Source organism: Streptomyces sp. Ag109_G2-15 (assembly GCF_900215565.1).
Lineage (GTDB): Bacteria > Actinomycetota > Actinomycetes > Streptomycetales > Streptomycetaceae > Streptomyces > Streptomyces diastatochromogenes.
The window spans coordinates 4,686,431-4,702,000 of sequence record NZ_OCNI01000001.1 but is presented as its reverse complement, the minus strand read 5'-3'; the positions used below and the strand labels follow the sequence as shown (position 1 = coordinate 4,702,000).

Below are 15,570 nucleotides of genomic sequence, written 5' to 3'. Positions count from 1 at the left end.
GAGCGGGAGCATCGCAGCGTCGCTCACACGTCACCCTCAAGATCCACCGGATGCTCCCTATGGAGCCCAGCCTTGGCTCCGCGACCGGAGCTGACCAGGGCTGCTGTAGAAGCGGCAACGGTGACGGCGAGTATGGGCATCGTGACCAGCTGGGCTGCGTCAGCGGTATTCGTGATCAACGCCGCAACGCAGGCGATGCCTGTCGTCGTCACGGCGAGCGCCACCGCAACCCCGGACAGGGCGAGCAACCGCAAGACCTTGGCAGATGGCCGGCACCGGGTGACGACGACAGCAGGCGTCACCGCCACGGTAATGAGGGACGCTGCCGGCCCGAGCACTCCCAAGGCCCCGATCCAATAGGAGAACGGTTCGATGGAGGCGAACGCCAGGAGCAACGGCGCGATCAGCCACGTGGGCAGCGTCGGGATAAGAACCACCAGCGGGCGCCACGCGGTCCAGTCGCCGGTTCTGGAGGTTTCCGCAAGGAGCGCGAGGGCGCCAACCAGCAGGATGAGCCCAGCGCCGTACATGGCGTACTGCGCAACGTCGAGCAGTCGGCGCACCAGGTGCGGAGTCGGCCAAGGTTCCTCGGACAGGATGAAGTTCACTATCGGCAGGACATACAGTGCGGCGCACCAGGTGACCCAGGTGGTGGCGACGCTTGCCTGCATGCGGCGGCGGCGCCGTTCGGCGGACTCATCGGGCATCACCGGGTGAAGCCATGCCCGCAGCGCGCCGACAAGGAGGTCTGCGACGACACTCGGGCGGGCGCCGGTGTCCTCGACCAGCGCTTCAAGTTCGCAACCGTAGCGCTCCCGGAACGAGGGAGGGTATGCCCGCAAGGCCAGCCGAGCTGCCATGTCGATCACGCGTTTGCTACCCCCAGTCGGGTCAACCCGGTGCGTGCGAAGCGGGCCATCGCCCGGAGTTTGTCGTCGAGCACGGTCTGGCCTTCCGCGGTGATGCGGTAGGGCCGCCGACGCTCGTCCTCGTCCAGCGGCGCGACCAGGCCGCGTTCCTCCAGCCGCGCGATGGCGGCATACAGCGTGCCCGGTCCCAGCCTGATGGATGTCTGTTCCTCGACGTCCTTGGTGATCGCGTAGCCGTGCTTGGGGCCGTCGGCCAGGCTGGCCAGGATCAGCAGCGCGGGTTCGGCCCATCCGACGCGGTCCCGTTCACGTGGCATCGGGCACCTCCTTCGCTCCTCCCGACTACTACGTTATACGATACTCCGTAGTACGTAGTAGTGACCTTGATCAGAACTCAGGACACGCCCTAGGGCACCCCTACCCGCCGGAACTCGATGGTCTCGTACGCCCCCTTCACCCCTGTCTCGTACAGGAGGCCGACCGTGTCGTGGCCGAGCTGGACCAGGTCGGAGTAGGCGGCCGGGCGGCGGCCGGAGAGCGTGAGCAGCTCGGTGAAGGTGTGGCCGGCGTTCGTGCTGGACCACAGGGCCATGGCTCGGCGGGCCGTGGGCACGGAGGGGGCCGAGAACAGCAACGGGGCGTCAGATCCCTGGAGTTGGAGGACGCTGCCCTCTACCACCGGCACGGCGTCGAGGGTGTGCTGTACGCGGTAGGGACGGTCGAGGGTCGTGCCGCCGTCGCCGGAGTACGTGTCGAGGCGGTTGCCGGGGGCGCTGCCGTACTGGTCGCGGGCGCTGAAGTACACGCGGCCGTCCGGGAGTTGGGCGGCGCTGGTCTCGTTGGTGTTGGTCACGCCGTCGTAGGTGTCGTCCACGAAGCCGAGGTGCCAGGTGCGGCCGCCGTCGTCGCTGTAGAGCGCGTGGCCGCCGTCGTATCCGGGCCCCTGGCCGGTGTCCGGGGAGCCCGGGAGCGGGGCCGTGGAGTGGTTGGCGGGGACGAGGAGGCGGCCGGTGTGCGGGCCGCGGGTCAGGGCCAGGGCGTGGCCGGGGCCGGTCGCGTACCAGCGCCAGTCCGGTGGCTTCACCTCGGCCGTGATGTCGCGCGGAGGCGTGAAGTGGCGGCCGTCGTCCCGGCTGCGCTGGACGAACACCCGGCGGCTCTGCTCGGGCGTGACCTCGCCGCGCATGATCTGGTCCTCCGTCACGGCCCCGCTGTTGTACGAGGTCACCAGCACGACGTCGCCGGTGCGCGGGTCGACCACGGGTGCCGGGTTGCCCCGGGTGTCGCCCTCCCCCGCGGCCACCACCGTCAGCGGGCCCCAGGCGCAGCCGCCGTCGGTGGAGCGACGCAGGACGACATCGATGTCACCGGTGTCGGCGGCGCTCGTGCGCCGGCCCTCGGCGAAGGCCAGGACCGTGCCGTGCCGGGTGACGACGGTCGCGGGGATGCGGTACGCGGCGTAGCCGCCCTTCCCGCCCACGTACGGCACGGAGGAGACGCACCCGGGCGTGGAGTGGGCCGGGTGGAGGGCGGTGAGCGGGGTGAGGAACGCGGTGGCGACGAGAAGCGCGCGGCTCAGCGGGATCACGCCTCACATGCTCCCCGGAATCACCAGCCCCGACTCGTAGCCCACGATGACCAGCTGGGCCCGGTCGCGCGCCCCGAGCTTGCCCATGATCCGGCTCACGTGCGTCTTCGCGGTGAGCGGGCTCAGCCCCAACGCCTCGGCGATCTCGGTGTTGTTGAGACCCCGGGTGACCAGCGTCAACACCTCCCGCTCCCGGTCCGACAGGCACTCGGGGCCGCCCGTCACGGGCGCCGACGGGCTGCGCAGGAACCGCTCGATCAGCCGTGCCGTCGGCCCCGGGGAGAGCAGCGCCTCGCCCGCGGCGACCGTCCGGATCGCGTCGAGCAGATCACCCGGACGGGTGTCCTTCACCAGGAACCCGGAGGCGCCGGCGCGCAGCGCGTCCACGATGTTCTCGTCGGTGTCGTAGGTGGTGAGGACCAGCACCTTCACCCCGGCGAGATCCTCGTCGGCGGCGATCAGCCGGGTCGCCTCGATGCCGTCGAGGTCGGGCATGCGGACGTCCATCAGCACCAGGTCGGCGCGTTCGCTGCGGGCGAGGTCGACGGCCTCGCGGCCGGTGGCGGCCTGTCCGACGACCACCATGTCCGGCGCGGACTCCACGAGCATCGCGAACGCGGCCCGCACCAGGGTCTGGTCGTCGGCGAGCAGCACCCGGACGGGGTTCATCTGGTTCCTCCCAGCGGCAGTACGGCCGTCACCTCGAAGCCGTCGGTGTCCTCGCGCGGGCCGGCGGCCAGCGTGCCGCCGACGCTGCGCGCCCGCTCCCGCATGCCGACCAGCCCGTAGCCGGGCGTGCCGTCCGCGGCGCCCGCGCCGTCGTCGGTGACGTGGACGCGGAGGGTCCCCTCGTCCTCGTACACCTGGACCCGCACGGTCAGGTCGTCCCGGCCGCCGTGCCGTACGGCGTTGGTGAGCGCCTCCTGCACGATCCGGTAGGCGGCGGCCCCCACGGCGGGCGGCACCTCGTCCGCGGTGACCGTGAGCTTCACCTGGGCCCCCGCGGTCGAGCGGGCGAGGTCGGCCAGGCCGTGCAGGCCGGGCAGCGGGCAGCGGGCGTCCGGGGAACCGGGGTCGCGCAGCACGTCCAGGGTCGTACGGAGTTCCCCCCGGGACGTGCGGCAGGTCTCGGCGATGTCGTCGAGGGCCTGGGCGACGGCGGCCCGGTCCAGGCGGCCGGGATCGGCGGCCAGGACGTGGGCGGCGACCGAGGTCTGCACGCCGATCAGGGTGATGCTGTGGGCGAGCAGGTCGTGCAGGTCGCGGGCGATGCGCAGGCGTTCCTCGGCGACCCGGCGACGGGCCTCCTCCTCGCGGGTGCGCTCGGCCCGCTCTGCGCGTTCCAGGGCGGCGGCCGCGTTCTCCCGGTGGACGCGGATGTAGCCGCCCAGGACGAGCATGGAGACGATCCAGCCGGTGATCTGGAAGGACACCGTGAGTCCGGCCATGCCGTCGCCGATCTTCAGGATCACCATGAGCGCGACGACGGCGCAGCCGATGACCGCCGTGCGCCGGGGGCCGCTGGTGACCGCCACCGTGTAGAGGACGACCATGGAGGCGGCGGTCGGCGCGGAGTGGTTGTAGTCCTGCTGGTGGTAGACCGCGATCAGCGGGATCATGATCGCCAACACGGCCAGCGGTGCCCGCCGACGCCAGACGAGCGGCACGTGCAGGCCGAGCAGCAGGGCCCAGCCGAGCCCGTCCGGGTGCCGTCCGCTGCCGACGGTCACGGCGACCGCGGAGGCCAGGGCGGCGAGGCCGGCGGCGAGGTACGCGTCCTGCCGCAGGGGGTCGGGAGAGAGCGCCGCGAGCCGGGGCCGGGGAGCGCTGATGGTTGCCTGCACGGGGTTCATCTTCCGGTACGGGGGTCAGCCCACGGGCTCCGGTGTGCGCTTCCTCGGCGCCTCGGGTGTCCCGGACAGCCGGCCCGGCCACCACACCCACCGCCCCAGGGCCACGCTCGCGCTGGTCACCAGGTAGGTACGGACGAGGAAGGTGTCCAGCAGCACACCGACCGCTATGACGAAGCCCAGCTCGACCAGCGGGACCAGGCCCATGTTGGTCAGCACGGCGAAGGTGGCGGCGAGCACGAGCCCGGCGGAGGCGATGACCCCGCCGGTGGTGCGCAGCGCCGTCAGCGCGGCCTGTGCCGGCTCGGCCCCCTTGAGGGACTCCTCCCGCATGCGGTGCATCAGGAAGATGCCGTAGTCGACGCCTAGGGCGACCAGGAACACGAAGGAGAGCAGGCCGAGGCCGGGATCGGTGCCGTGGAAGCCGAACAGCGGCTCGAAGACCAGCCCGCCGAGGCCGAGCGCCGCACCCCACACGGCGACCACGGCGGCCACCAGGATCAGCGGCGCGACCAGGGAGCGCAGCAGGGCGATCAGGATCAGCAGCACGGAGAGCAGCACGATCGGTACGACGACCGTCCGGTCCCGGGCGTTGGTGTCCGCCAGGTCCAGCTGCTGGGCGCTGGGCCCGCCGACGTAGGAGCCGGTGAGCCGGTGCCGCAGCGCCTGAATGGTGGCGGTCTCGGCGGCGGACTGTGGCGGCGCGGACGCGGTCACCGTGATCTCGGTCCAGCCGCCGCCGGTACGACCCTCCTTCGCGCCCGCCACTCCCCGGGTGCCCTTGGCCGTCGCGAGGGTGGCGTCGGCGCGGTCGGCCGGGGTGAGGATCTCGATGGGCTGCGCGGACCGCTGTGGGTAGGCCCTGGCCAGGGTCTCCATGGCGGTGACGGATTCGGGCCGGTCGACGAAGGTGTCCAGCTGCTTCAGCGGTCCGGGCAGGTTGAGCGCGCCCAGCGCGAGCGCGCCGAGCAGGGCGGCGCCGGAGGCGAGGACGGTCAGCGGGCGGCGCCCGGCGGAGGAGCCCATCGCGGCGAACAGCGAGCGGCGGGCGGCCTTGGGCGTGCTGCCGTAGGCGGGCACGAGCGGCCAGAACACGCGGCGGCCCAGCAGCACCAGGACGGCGGGCAGCAGGGTCAGCATCGCGGCCAGCGCGCACAGCACCCCGACCGTGCCGAGCGGGCCCATGCCCCGGCTGGAGTTGAGGTCGGCGGCGAGCAGGCACAGCAGCCCGGCGGCGACCGTGCCGGAGGAGGCCAGCACGGCGGGCCCGCAGCCGCGCAGTGCGGCGCGCATGGCGTCGTACGGCCGCTCGTGGCGCCGTAGCTCTTCGCGGTAGCGGGAGACGAGGAGCAGGGCGTAGTCGGTGCCGGCGCCGAAGACGAGGATCGTCATGATGCCCGCGCTCTGGCCGGAGACGGCGGTGCCGAAGGCCTGGTTGAGGGCGTAGGCCGCGGCCCGGGCCAGGAAGTCGGCGAGCCCGGCGACGACGAGCGGGACCAGCCACAGCAGGGGGCTGCGGTAGATGAGGATCAGCAGGATCGCGACGACGGCGACCGTGGTGTAGAGCAGGGGTCCGCCGAGGGAGGCGTACACGCCGGACGCGTCGGTGGCGAGGGCCGCCGGGCCACCCACCTCGACCGCCAACCCACCCCGGTCATGGGCGACTTGGCGGACGTCGTCGACGAAGGTGTCGCGCTTGTTCTCGTCGGTGCCGGGCTCGTTGCTGGTGACCGGGTACATCAGGGTGGTGCCGTCGGCGGACGGGACGCCCCGCGGGGCGGCGGTCAGGGTGTGGCGGTGGGCGATCGTCGCCACCTGCCGTGCGGCCGTCGTCCGGTCGGCGGCGGTGAGGCCGCCCGCGCGGTGGTAGACGAGGACCAGCTCGGTGGTCTCGCCGCCCGGCAGCCGGTCCTGGAGCTTGGCCACCTGGGTGGAGTCGGCGGACGCGGGCAGGTAGTCGGTCGCCCGGTCGTGCTGGACGTCGGCGAGCTTGGCGGCGAACGGCCCCGCCACGGCCAGCAGGGCCACCCACAGCCCCAGCACCAGCCAGGGCAGACCCCGTCGCCCACCTGTCGCACGTGTTCTCGCGGCCCCCATGGAAACGGGCCCTCCCTCCGGAGCGGATGCCTGAATACGACTTCCAGACTTCCGCCGGAAAGGGGTGCGTTCGTCGGGCGCGAGGGCGAGTTCGGCGGTACTGCGCGGGGTGACCGGGCGGGGGGATTACTCCCTGGGGAGTATCGCGGGGGCGTGGCCGGAGCGGGGGTGGGTCGGCCGGAGGCCGGGGCCGGTCAGGACGGGGTTCGGGCTGCTGCCAGCAGTCGGGTCACGTCGTCGGTGCAGATGGTCAGCGCCGCGCCGATCGTGGCCAGTGCGTCGCGTTCCGCGGGTGTGTAGGGGCCGTCGGCCAGGGCGATGCGGGCGGCCTGGAGGAGCAGGGACTCGCGGCCGGTCGGGGCGAGGTGCGGGGCGAGGGGGTCGAGGGCCTCGTGCAGCTCTATGGCGAGGCTCGCGCCGCACGGCCCGCCGAGGACCCGGCCGGTGTCGGCGGCGAGGGCCTCGACCAGGGCGGCCAGCTGGTCCTCGGTGCAGTCCTCGAAGCCGGCGGCGCGGACCGCGCCGGCGGCCGTCTCCAGGGCCGTACGGGAACCGGTGCCGCCGGCGGCCAGGACGGCGAGGGCGACGGTGTGCACGGCGTCGCGGAGCATCGCGGAGAAGCGGCGGGTGGTGGGGTGGTCGAGGACGTCGGTGCCGAAGTGGTGGCGGCAGGCCGCGCACTCCACGACCGGTCCGGTCGCCCCGCGCGGCAGCACGGGCACCCCGAGGAGGGTGAAGCGGCGGCGGCCGGTGAGCCGCTGGTAGTTGCGGTCGCCTCCGCAGCCGGGGCAGTAGAACTCGCCGTCCCCCACGGGTGTCCACGCGGTGCGGGTGCCCAGAATGCGCACGGCCTTGGCGGCACGGTCGTCTCGTCCCCGTACTGGCAGCACGTCGCACCTCCGTAACGACGCGGCAACATCGCCGCGCTGGCGTGATGTTAGCCACATCCAGGAGGCTGAGTCAGTACCTCGTACGAGACCCGTCCGTGACCTGAGGGGTGCGATGGCCGATAAGCGACGGAGCCCCGGCCGCCGTATACAGCGGTCGGGGCCCCGAAAAGCGCCGGTCAGCGCGGGTTGAACCCGGGTCAGCGGGCCGCGCGGTTCACCGCGGAGACGACGGCCTTCAGCGAGGCACGCGTCGTGTTCGCGTCGATGCCGATACCCCACAGAACCTTGTCGTCGATCGCGCATTCGATGTAGGAGGCGGCCTGCGCGGAGGCGCCCTCGCTCATCGTGTGCTCCTGGTAGTCCAGCAGGCGTACGTCGATGCCGATGGACTGCAGGGCGTCGAAGAAGGCCGAGATCGGACCATTGCCGGAGCCGGTCAGGACGGTGTCCTCGCCGTCGACCGTGGCCTCGACGGTGAGGGTGTCCACGCCGTCCGTGTCGGTCGTCGACTGGCCGGTGCGGACCTGGATGCGGCCCCACGGGTTGTCCGGGTTCGGCAGGTACTCGTCCTGGAAGACCGACCAGATGTCGGAGCCGGTGACCTCGCCGCCCTCGGCGTCCGTCTTCGCCTGGATGATCTTCGAGAACTCGATCTGCATCCGGCGCGGCAGGTCCAGCTTGTGGTCGTTCTTCAGGACGTACGCGATACCGCCCTTGCCGGACTGCGAGTTGACCCGGATGACCGCCTCGTAGGAGCGGCCGACGTCCTTCGGGTCGATGGGCAGGTACGGCACCGCCCACTCGATGTCGTCGACCGTGACACCGCGAGCCGCCGCGTCGGCCTCCATCGCGTCGAAGCCCTTCTTGATGGCGTCCTGGTGGGAGCCGGAGAAGGACGTGTAGACCAGGTCGCCCACGTACGGGTGGCGCGGGTGGACCTCCATCTGGTTGCAGTACTCCCACGTACGACGGATCTCGTCGATGTCGGAGAAGTCGATCTGCGGGTCGACGCCCTGGGAGAACAGGTTCATGCCCAGGGTGACCAGGTCGACGTTGCCGGTGCGCTCGCCCTGCCCGAACAGACAGCCCTCGACGCGGTCGGCGCCGGCCATCAGCGCCAGCTCGGCGGCGGCGACGGCCGTACCGCGGTCGTTGTGAGGGTGGACGGAGATGCAGACGTGCTCGCGGCGGGAGATGTTGCGGCTCATCCACTCGAAGCGGTCCGCGTGCGTCGACGGGGTCGAACGCTCCACCGTGGCGGGCAGGTTGAGGATGATCTCGCGGCCCGGACCCGGCTGGTAGACGTCCATCACCGCCTCGCAGACCTCCAGCGCGAAGTCCAGCTCGGTGTCGGTGAAGATCTCCGGGCTGTACTGGTAGCCGAACTCGGTCTCCGGGCCCAGCAGCTTCTCGGCGTACTCCATCACCAGACGGGTGCCGTTGACGGCGATCTGCTTGATCTGGTCCTTGGAGCCGCGGAAGACGACCCGGCGGAAGACCGGCGCGGTCGCGTTGTACAGGTGGACGGTCGCCCGGCGGGCGCCCTTCAGGGACTCCACGGTCCGCTCGATCAGGTCCTCACGGGCCTGGGTCAGCACGGAGATGGTGACGTCCTCGGGGATCGCGCCCTCTTCCTCGATGATCGAGCGCACGAAGTCGAAGTCGGTCTGGCCGGAGGCCGGGAAGCCGACCTCGATCTCCTTGTAGCCCATCTTGACCAGCTGGTCGAACATCCGGCGCTTGCGCTCGGGCGACATGGGGTCGATCAGGGCCTGGTTGCCATCGCGCAGGTCGGTGGAGAGCCAGCGGGGGGCGACGGTGATGCGCTGCTCCGGCCAGGTGCGGTCCGGGATGTCGACCTGCTCGTAGCGGCCGTACTTGTGGATCGGCATGGAACTGGGCTGCTGGCGGTTGGCCATGATGCGGGGGCTCCTTGGAGGTGTCCGGAAGGACGGCCGACGACGCAACGCCAAGCTCCGCGGGGAGGGAGTCGGCCTCGACTACAGGCCCTCGCCGCGGCAGCTAAGAAGGAGCAGCCCGAAACGCATGATGCTCCGCATGCTAGCCGAGCCGTGCCTCGCCGCGAGGGTTCGTATCAGTATGCGGGACCGCGGGTGCAAATCGGACAAAAAGTGCGCCATACCACTTCGACTACGGGGAGTGAGCCCGATGTCACCGTATTTCACCAATCATGGTTGCGAGTGGTGACAGTCGCATCACACAGTGCAAGGGTGCCGGGCATGACGACCAACGGGGGCTTCCAGCCCGTCTTCTGCACGATCGTCCCGCCGCACGTCCTCGACAAGCTCGCCCGCAACGAGGACCCCGCGCTCTCCCGGCCCGCCCGCCGGTCCCTGGAGCACGACGCCTACCAGCGCACCCACCGCCGCCTGACCACGGTGATCGGCGCGCCCGCCGTCGCCGCGCCCGCCGGGGCCGTGGCCGACCAGCCGCACCGCACCATCTACGACGCCGGCCACCAGCAGGACCTGCCCGGCACGAAGGTCCGCGAGGAGGGCGCCGAGCCCGGTGCGGACGCCACGGTCAACCGCGCCTACACGGGCCTCGGCGCCACCTTCGAGCTGTACCTGAAGGCGTACGGCCGCAACTCCATCGACGGCGAGGGGCTGCCGCTGGACGCGACCGTGCACTTCGGCGAGGGCTACGACAACGCCTTCTGGAACGGCGAGCAGATGGTGTTCGGCGACGGCGACAACGAGATCTTCCTGGACTTCACCATCCCGGTGGACGTCATCGGCCACGAGCTGACCCACGGCGTCACCCAGCACACCGCGAACCTGGCCTACTTCGGCCAGTCCGGCGCGCTCAACGAGTCGGTCTCCGACGTCTTCGGCTCGCTGATCAAGCAGTACGCGCTCGGCCAGAGCGCCGCCGAGGCCGACTGGCTGATCGGCGCGGGCCTGCTCGCCCCGCGCGTCACCGGCACCGCCCTGCGCTCGATGAAGGCGCCGGGCACGGCGTACGACGACGACGTCCTCGGCAAGGACCCGCAGCCGGCGACCATGGAGGACTACGTCCACACCGGCCGCGACAACGGCGGCGTGCACATCAACTCGGGCATCCCGAACCACGCCTTCTACCTGCTCGCCACGGCCATCGGCGGCAACGCCTGGGAGCGGGCCGGACAGATCTGGTACGACGTCCTGACCGGCGGCGAGCTGAAGCAGGACGCCGAGTTCACCGACTTCGCCACGCTGACCGTCAAGGTCGCCCGCGAGCGCTACGGCTCCGGCGACGAGCTGCAGGCCGTGCAGAAGGCGTGGGAACAGGTGGGGGTGCGGACGCTGTAGATCCGTACTAGAAGTGACCCATGCGTATCCAAGTGCGGCGCACGGGCGGCTTCGCGGGCATCGAGCGCCGGGCCGAGGTGGACACCTCGGGCCGGCCCGACGCCCATGAGTGGCACACCCTGGCCGAACGCGCCCTCGCGTCCGGCCACGGCACGCGCCCGGCCGGGGTCCCGGACGGCTTCAGCTACGAGATCACCGTGGACGGCCGGACGGTGTACGCGGCCGACCCCCGACTGACCGAGGAACAGCGGGAGTTGATCTCGCGGGTGCTGAAGGAAGGCGCCTAGGGCCTGTCGTGGACGGTGGGGTCTAGGCCTGCGGGGTGGCGCGGAAGTCGCGGAAGGACAGTTCCGTGTTGTCCGCGCGGATGCCGACGCCACCGGGCAGCACGAGCGGGCCGGGCGTACGGTCGTCGTGGCTCAGCACGGTCCGCTCGTCGATGCGCAGCTGGAGCCGGACGCCGCCGAAGAGGTTGACGGCGCTCGCGGTGACCTGGTGCCAGCTGTCGTAGGCGAAGGCGTGGCGGCTCTCGGCCAGGGTCGCGTAGTCGCCGCCGTCGACAGCCCGCGCATCGTGCGCGGGCACTTTTCTCTTGATCACCACGGCCCCGTCACGGCGCCGGAAGCTGAACGCGTACAGCTCCTCGGGGCTGTGGTAGCGCAGCCAGAGGTGGCCGCCGTCCCAGTCCCGGGCCGGCGTCCGGGGCGTGGTGACGGGCGGTCGCAGGCGCACCCAGGTACTGACCGACACCGACCCGAAGTCCCGGCGCCGGCTGACCAGCCGGAAGACGGCGGAGTCGGTGGCCCGGGCGGAGTCCGGCCCGGTGGGGCCGGCGTCCGGCGCTCCGGTCCGGCCCTCGCCCTTCGAGGCGAACAGCGAACCGCTGGTGACCACCCAGTCCGGTGAGCGCCGTGCGTCGGTGGCGTGCGGATGCCGGAACGCGTACTCGTTCGTCACCAGCCCGTCGGCGCCGAGGACCGGCGCGAAGGGTGCGGTCTCCTTGCGGAGGGCCCGGTCGAGCAGGACCGCTCCGGTCGCCGTGGCGGACGCGCCGACGGCGAGGCCGCCACCGAGCAGGGCACGTCTGGAGACCCGCCGGCCGCCGGCCGCCCACGGGGGGAGGCGGTCCGGGGCGGCCGGCGGGTCCGGGCGGTCCTCTCGACCGCTCACGAGCCCACCTGGGGAGTCACCTTGAGATCCCCGACGGTGGGCCACGAGTGCCGTGTCATGTCCCGGTACGCGGAGTAGGCCACGCCTCCGGTCTCCGACCTGGCCATGAGCGTCATCCGGACCGAGCCGTCGACAGCGATCTCCGTGGAGCCGCCGGTCACGGTGACGGACACCCGGTGGCTGTCCGCCGGGGTGAGCCGACGGGTGCCGACGAGCTGCTGGTTGTCGGCGTCCCCGGAGAGGACGTTCAACTGGCCCTGACCGACCTGCACGCTGATGGCCAGGGCGCTGCCCACCCGGACCCAGATGGCCCCGCTGACGCCCGGCCCGGACAGCCGCTGCACCGTTCCGGTGACGGTGTAGCCGGTCCAGCCCTGGGTCCGCCCGGGCTGGTAGGCGCCGTACGCGGAGAGCGTGCGCCCCGTGGGCTCGATGGCGGTGTGCGAGATACGGAAGGGCGCCTTGACGCCGGGCGCGCTGAGCCACTGCGCGGCGGGGTCCATGAGGTGGGCGTCGGTGACGCTCTGCCGGGCACCGCCGGAGCTGGGGAACGCGCCGGTCAGCTGCTTGATGGCGAGGGCCGTGAACCTGGGCCAGGCCGCGCCGGACCGGTTGATGCCGACCCGGATGCCGATGCCGCCGGTGATGTCGGCCGCGGCCCGGCGGGACGTCCGGCGCAGGGTGACGGTGCCGTCGACCTGCACGGTGGTGGTCTGCCCCTGGACGGTGACGCGCAGCCGGTGCGTGGTGGCCGGGACGAGCTTGGCCTGACCGACATGCTTGCCCTTGACGGACAGCAGCAGCGTGCCCTGGCTCACGCTCACGTCGACCGGTTCCAGGCTGCCGCCGCGGACCTGGACGGCCCCCTGGTTGGTGCCGTCCCCGAGGCCGCCGATGGTGGCGTCCACCCGGTATCCGGTCCAGTCGACGCTGCTCATGTCCCGGTAGTCGGCCGCCACGTAGTGCGCGGATCCCGACGGAGCGGGTCCGGTGCCGGTCAGCGCGCCGATGCCGTGCTGGCCGGTTCCGTCGTCGCGCGTCCAGCGCGCCGGGTGCGACAGCGGGGCCGGGTCGGAGGGTGCCACCTGGGTCCACTCGGCGATGTCGGACATGAGGTGGTCCAGTTTCGTGGTGCGGACGACCTCCAGGCGCTGCACCACCCGAGCCGAGGCCGCTCGCCGACCCGCCGTCAGCGGCCGGGACGAGTCGTTGGTCATCGTCGCGGCGAAGTAGCGGTTCATCAGGTCCTGGAGCGTCGGTCCGGGACTGGGCACGTTGACCTTCTCCGTCGCCTCCGAGAAGGGGTAGGCGAAGACCTGCGGTTTGGGCAGGCCATGGTCGGCGAAGTCGGCGAACGACCGCTTGATGTCGGCGGTGACCCGGCCCTCGTACTCCTCACGGGTCTCCAGCCGGTTCTCGTCCTTCAGCCACAGCCGGTTGGCCAGCATGGAGGCCGTGTGCCCGGCGGCGTCCACCGCGCCCCGCAGGTGCAGGTCGTGGGTGTGGTCCTGGAAGTCCCAGCGGCCGGACCCGGCCATGCGCTTGATCTCGTTCCAGGACAGGTAGTACGGGCGCCGGTCGACGCGTCCGGTGATCAGGAAGACGGTGCCGTGCATGTGGTGCCGGGCCAGGATCCGGTCGCCGTACACCCACAGGCCGTTGGGCCCGTCGTCGAAGGTGATGTACACCGAACGCGGGGGCGCCGGGCCGCCCTTGAGGTAGTCGACGAACTCGTCCGTGGTCAGGCTCCGGTAACCGGCCTGTTCGAGCGCGGCCATCTGGGCCTCGAAGGCCTTCGGCGTGACGACGTAGGAGCTCTTGTTGTGCCCGATGTCGTGATAGGCGAGCACGACCGGCGCCGACGTGGCGGGCAGGCTCTTGATCTTCGCGGCCCAGGAATCGGTGTCGGCGGACGTCAGCTCCACCGGGGCGGTGGCCACCTGGGTGCTCATGTACTTCTGGTACAGGTAGTACTCGGTCGCGGCGTAGAACGGCAGGGCGAGCACGGCCAGGGCGAGCAGCACCAGGCCCGCCCGGGCGGCGTAGTGTCCCGGCCCCCGGCGCTGCCGGCGGCGTGCGGTGGCCGGCGCCGCGAAGGACTCGTGGCGGGTCACGGCAGGATGCTTCCTCTCGTCAGCACGATCAGATAGACGCCGGAAACCACGGCGAGGGACAGCAGCGCGGCGAGCAGCCGCAGCACGAGACGGAGCCCTGTCATCAGTTCGCCCCCCGCGCCCACACCCCGCGCCGGATGGTGGCGAAGGAGTACGGCAGGAGCCAGGCCAGGACGAGCGCGGAGAGCAGGCTCATCAGCGGCCGGTACCGCCAGCGTCCGTCACCGGGGTTGTCGATCTTGAAGGCGAGCCCCCAGACGCAGCCCTTGAGGATCACCCCGCACAGGTACAGCAGGGTCAGGAAGGCGGCACCGTGCAGCGGCGCCCACAGCAGGTGCCGGAACGCCATCACGGGCGCGGCGACGACCCACAGGGCGTGGCCGTAGTAGAGGGCGGCCGGGCCGGGGCCGCGGCGCCACATGAAGGAACCGGTGAAGAACAGGTTGCGGATGAAGCTCTTCTTCCAGCGGATCTGCTGCTTCATGAAGGGCTTGAAACGGGCCGGCACGTTCGTCCACACCTTCGCGGACTGCACGTAACCGATCCGCCAGGCGCGCTCCGGATAGTCCTGTGCGGTGACGAACGGGGAGTCGGCATAGCGCCGCTTGAGGGCCTTGCCGCGCCAGCGCTGGCCCAGCACGTAGCCGGTGAGCTGGCGGTCGGTGGCGAAGCGGAAGGGCGCGCCGAGGAAACGGTCCCCGGCCCAGGCGGGCAGGTAGTTGTAGATGGCGTCGCGCCGGAACACGGCGAGCGGTCCGGAGACGCAGGTCACCGAGCCGAAGGTGGACTCGGCCGCCTTCGCCACCCGGAACTGTCCCTCGTACCAGACGTCCTGGGCCTTGGTGAAGAAGGTGTCCGCCGCGTTCAGCGCCCGGGCGTGACCGCTGACCGCGCCCAGTTCCGGGTGGGTGGTCAGGGCGCGCACACAGCGGGCCAGCGCGTCGGGGGCGAGGATGCAGTCGGAGTCGGTGAAGGCGATGACGTCACCGTCGGCCACCTCGCAGGCCCGCACCAGGGCGTGCTTCTTGCCGACGTTCTTCTCCAGGTAGATGACCGTGATGCCGAGTTCGGCCTCCAGGCGGCGCAGTACGTCCCGGGTGCCGTCCTCGGAGAGGTCGTCGACGACAACGACCTGCAGGTCGGGGTAGTCGCTTCCGGCCATGGAGCGCACGCAGTCCTCGATGCACTCCTCCTCGTCCTTGACCGCCAGCAGGAAGGAGACCCGGGGCACGGTGGGCAGCGGGGGGAAGGCGGCGAGGTCCTTGGCGCGGGGGCGGCGCCTGAGCGGCCGCTCCGACGGGTCGTCGTAGCGGCTGTAGGCGATGTAGAGCATGGCGATGGTGCCGATCAGGACGGTGAAGCCGTAGCCCAGCACCAGCGGGCTCTGTGCCAGCCGCGGTGCCTCACGGCCGAGGATCAGCAGCATGGGCAGCAGGCACACCAGCGTCAGGACCCGCCGGGCGGCGTGCCGGATCGCCGGATCCTGACGGTCCAGCCCTCGGCGTATGAAGCCGGGCTTGTGCGGGCGGGCCGACCGCAGCCGGGGCAGCGGAACGGGTGCCGCGTGGGGCCGCGACGGGGCGGGCACGGCGGCCGGACCGGTCGACCCCTCGAAGGAACTCGGCTCGTGGACACCGGGGTTGCCGTACGGCGTCGCGACACCGGGGTTGCCGTACGCCGT

At 71.7% G+C, this 15,570-nt stretch carries 13 protein-coding genes; 2 read left to right on the top strand and 11 right to left on the bottom strand.

The annotated features are described in order from the left end of the window. Nucleotides 1-23: 23 nt before the first annotated feature. The 8 genes from CRP49_RS21040 to leuA form a co-directional block, all read right to left on the bottom strand. Nucleotides 24-869 carry a hypothetical protein gene (locus CRP49_RS21040; RefSeq protein WP_097254763.1) on the bottom strand — a complete coding sequence of 282 codons (846 nt, stop codon included), beginning with the start codon at nt 867-869 and terminating at the stop codon, nt 24-26. Beyond that, nucleotides 866-1,186 carry a PadR family transcriptional regulator gene (locus CRP49_RS21035; RefSeq protein ID WP_097254762.1) on the bottom strand — a complete coding sequence of 107 codons (321 nt, stop codon included), beginning with the start codon at nt 1,184-1,186 and terminating at the stop codon, nt 866-868. The genes CRP49_RS21040 and CRP49_RS21035 overlap by 4 nt, the downstream gene beginning before the upstream one ends. Nucleotides 1,187-1,275: 89 nt before the next feature. After that, complete coding sequence (locus CRP49_RS21030; RefSeq protein WP_097254761.1) at nt 1,276-2,457, bottom strand: exo-alpha-sialidase; 1,182 nt, start codon at nt 2,455-2,457, stop codon at nt 1,276-1,278. 3 nt (nt 2,458-2,460) lie between these two features. Then, nucleotides 2,461-3,126 carry a response regulator transcription factor gene (locus CRP49_RS21025; RefSeq protein WP_097254760.1) on the bottom strand — a complete coding sequence of 222 codons (666 nt, stop codon included), beginning with the start codon at nt 3,124-3,126 and terminating at the stop codon, nt 2,461-2,463. After that, nucleotides 3,123-4,310, bottom strand: a complete 1,188-nt coding sequence (locus tag CRP49_RS21020) for a sensor histidine kinase (RefSeq protein ID WP_097254759.1) — start codon at nt 4,308-4,310, stop codon at nt 3,123-3,125. Before CRP49_RS21020 ends, CRP49_RS21025 begins: the two co-directional genes overlap by 4 nt. A gap of 15 nt (nt 4,311-4,325) precedes the next feature. Then, nucleotides 4,326-6,404 (bottom strand): MMPL family transporter, encoded by a 2,079-nt coding sequence (locus CRP49_RS21015; protein ID WP_097254758.1) that lies wholly within the window; start codon nt 6,402-6,404, stop codon nt 4,326-4,328. Between the two features lie 194 nt (nt 6,405-6,598). Next, the gene (locus CRP49_RS21010; RefSeq protein WP_097254757.1) at nt 6,599-7,294 is read right to left on the bottom strand and encodes a TerB family tellurite resistance protein; all 696 of its coding nucleotides are present in this window, start codon (nt 7,292-7,294) and stop codon (nt 6,599-6,601) included. 197 nt (nt 7,295-7,491) lie between these two features. Continuing rightward, the gene (leuA, locus tag CRP49_RS21005; RefSeq protein ID WP_097254756.1) at nt 7,492-9,213 is read right to left on the bottom strand and encodes a 2-isopropylmalate synthase; all 1,722 of its coding nucleotides are present in this window, start codon (nt 9,211-9,213) and stop codon (nt 7,492-7,494) included. A 321-nt stretch (nt 9,214-9,534) separates the two neighbouring features. Here leuA and CRP49_RS20995 point away from each other — a divergent pair, with 321 nt between their 5' ends. Both CRP49_RS20995 and CRP49_RS20990 read left to right on the top strand, forming a co-directional pair. Next, nucleotides 9,535-10,605 (top strand): M4 family metallopeptidase, encoded by a 1,071-nt coding sequence (locus CRP49_RS20995; RefSeq protein WP_097254755.1) that lies wholly within the window; start codon nt 9,535-9,537, stop codon nt 10,603-10,605. 20 nt (nt 10,606-10,625) lie between these two features. Further along, on the top strand, nt 10,626-10,892 hold the full coding sequence (locus CRP49_RS20990) for a protealysin inhibitor emfourin (protein WP_097254754.1): 267 nt from the start codon (nt 10,626-10,628) through the stop codon (nt 10,890-10,892). Between the two features lie 22 nt (nt 10,893-10,914). On the opposite strand, the gene CRP49_RS20985 is transcribed toward CRP49_RS20990, so the two are convergent. The 3 genes from CRP49_RS20985 to CRP49_RS20975 all read right to left on the bottom strand — a co-directional run bounded on the left by CRP49_RS20985 (nt 10,915) and on the right by CRP49_RS20975 (nt 15,477). Further along, the gene (locus CRP49_RS20985) at nt 10,915-11,775 is read right to left on the bottom strand and encodes a hypothetical protein (RefSeq protein WP_257033456.1); all 861 of its coding nucleotides are present in this window, start codon (nt 11,773-11,775) and stop codon (nt 10,915-10,917) included. Next, nucleotides 11,772-13,889: a polysaccharide deacetylase family protein gene (locus CRP49_RS20980; RefSeq protein WP_097254753.1), complete on the bottom strand. Its 2,118-nt coding sequence runs from the start codon at nt 13,887-13,889 to the stop codon at nt 11,772-11,774. Before CRP49_RS20980 ends, CRP49_RS20985 begins: the two co-directional genes overlap by 4 nt. A 103-nt stretch (nt 13,890-13,992) precedes the next feature. After that, a complete protein-coding gene (locus CRP49_RS20975; RefSeq protein WP_097257469.1) occupies nt 13,993-15,477 on the bottom strand; it encodes a glycosyltransferase in 1,485 nt (494 codons plus the stop codon). Nucleotides 15,478-15,570 lie beyond the last annotated feature (93 nt).

Excerpts from the sequence above, each read along its gene's own strand:
- CRP49_RS20995 (WP_097254755.1), top strand. The coding sequence starts at position 9,535 with ATGACGACCAACGGGGGCTTCCAGCCCGTCTTCTGCACGATCGTCCCG.
- leuA (WP_097254756.1), bottom strand. The coding sequence starts at position 9,213 with ATGGCCAACCGCCAGCAGCCCAGTTCCATGCCGATCCACAAGTACGGC.
- CRP49_RS21020 (WP_097254759.1), bottom strand. The coding sequence starts at position 4,310 with ATGAACCCCGTGCAGGCAACCATCAGCGCTCCCCGGCCCCGGCTCGCG.
- CRP49_RS21025 (WP_097254760.1), bottom strand. The coding sequence starts at position 3,126 with ATGAACCCCGTCCGGGTGCTGCTCGCCGACGACCAGACCCTGGTGCGG.
- CRP49_RS21015 (WP_097254758.1), bottom strand. The coding sequence starts at position 6,404 with ATGGGGGCCGCGAGAACACGTGCGACAGGTGGGCGACGGGGTCTGCCC.
- CRP49_RS20990 (WP_097254754.1), top strand. The coding sequence starts at position 10,626 with ATGCGTATCCAAGTGCGGCGCACGGGCGGCTTCGCGGGCATCGAGCGC.
- CRP49_RS21035 (WP_097254762.1), bottom strand. The coding sequence starts at position 1,186 with ATGCCACGTGAACGGGACCGCGTCGGATGGGCCGAACCCGCGCTGCTG.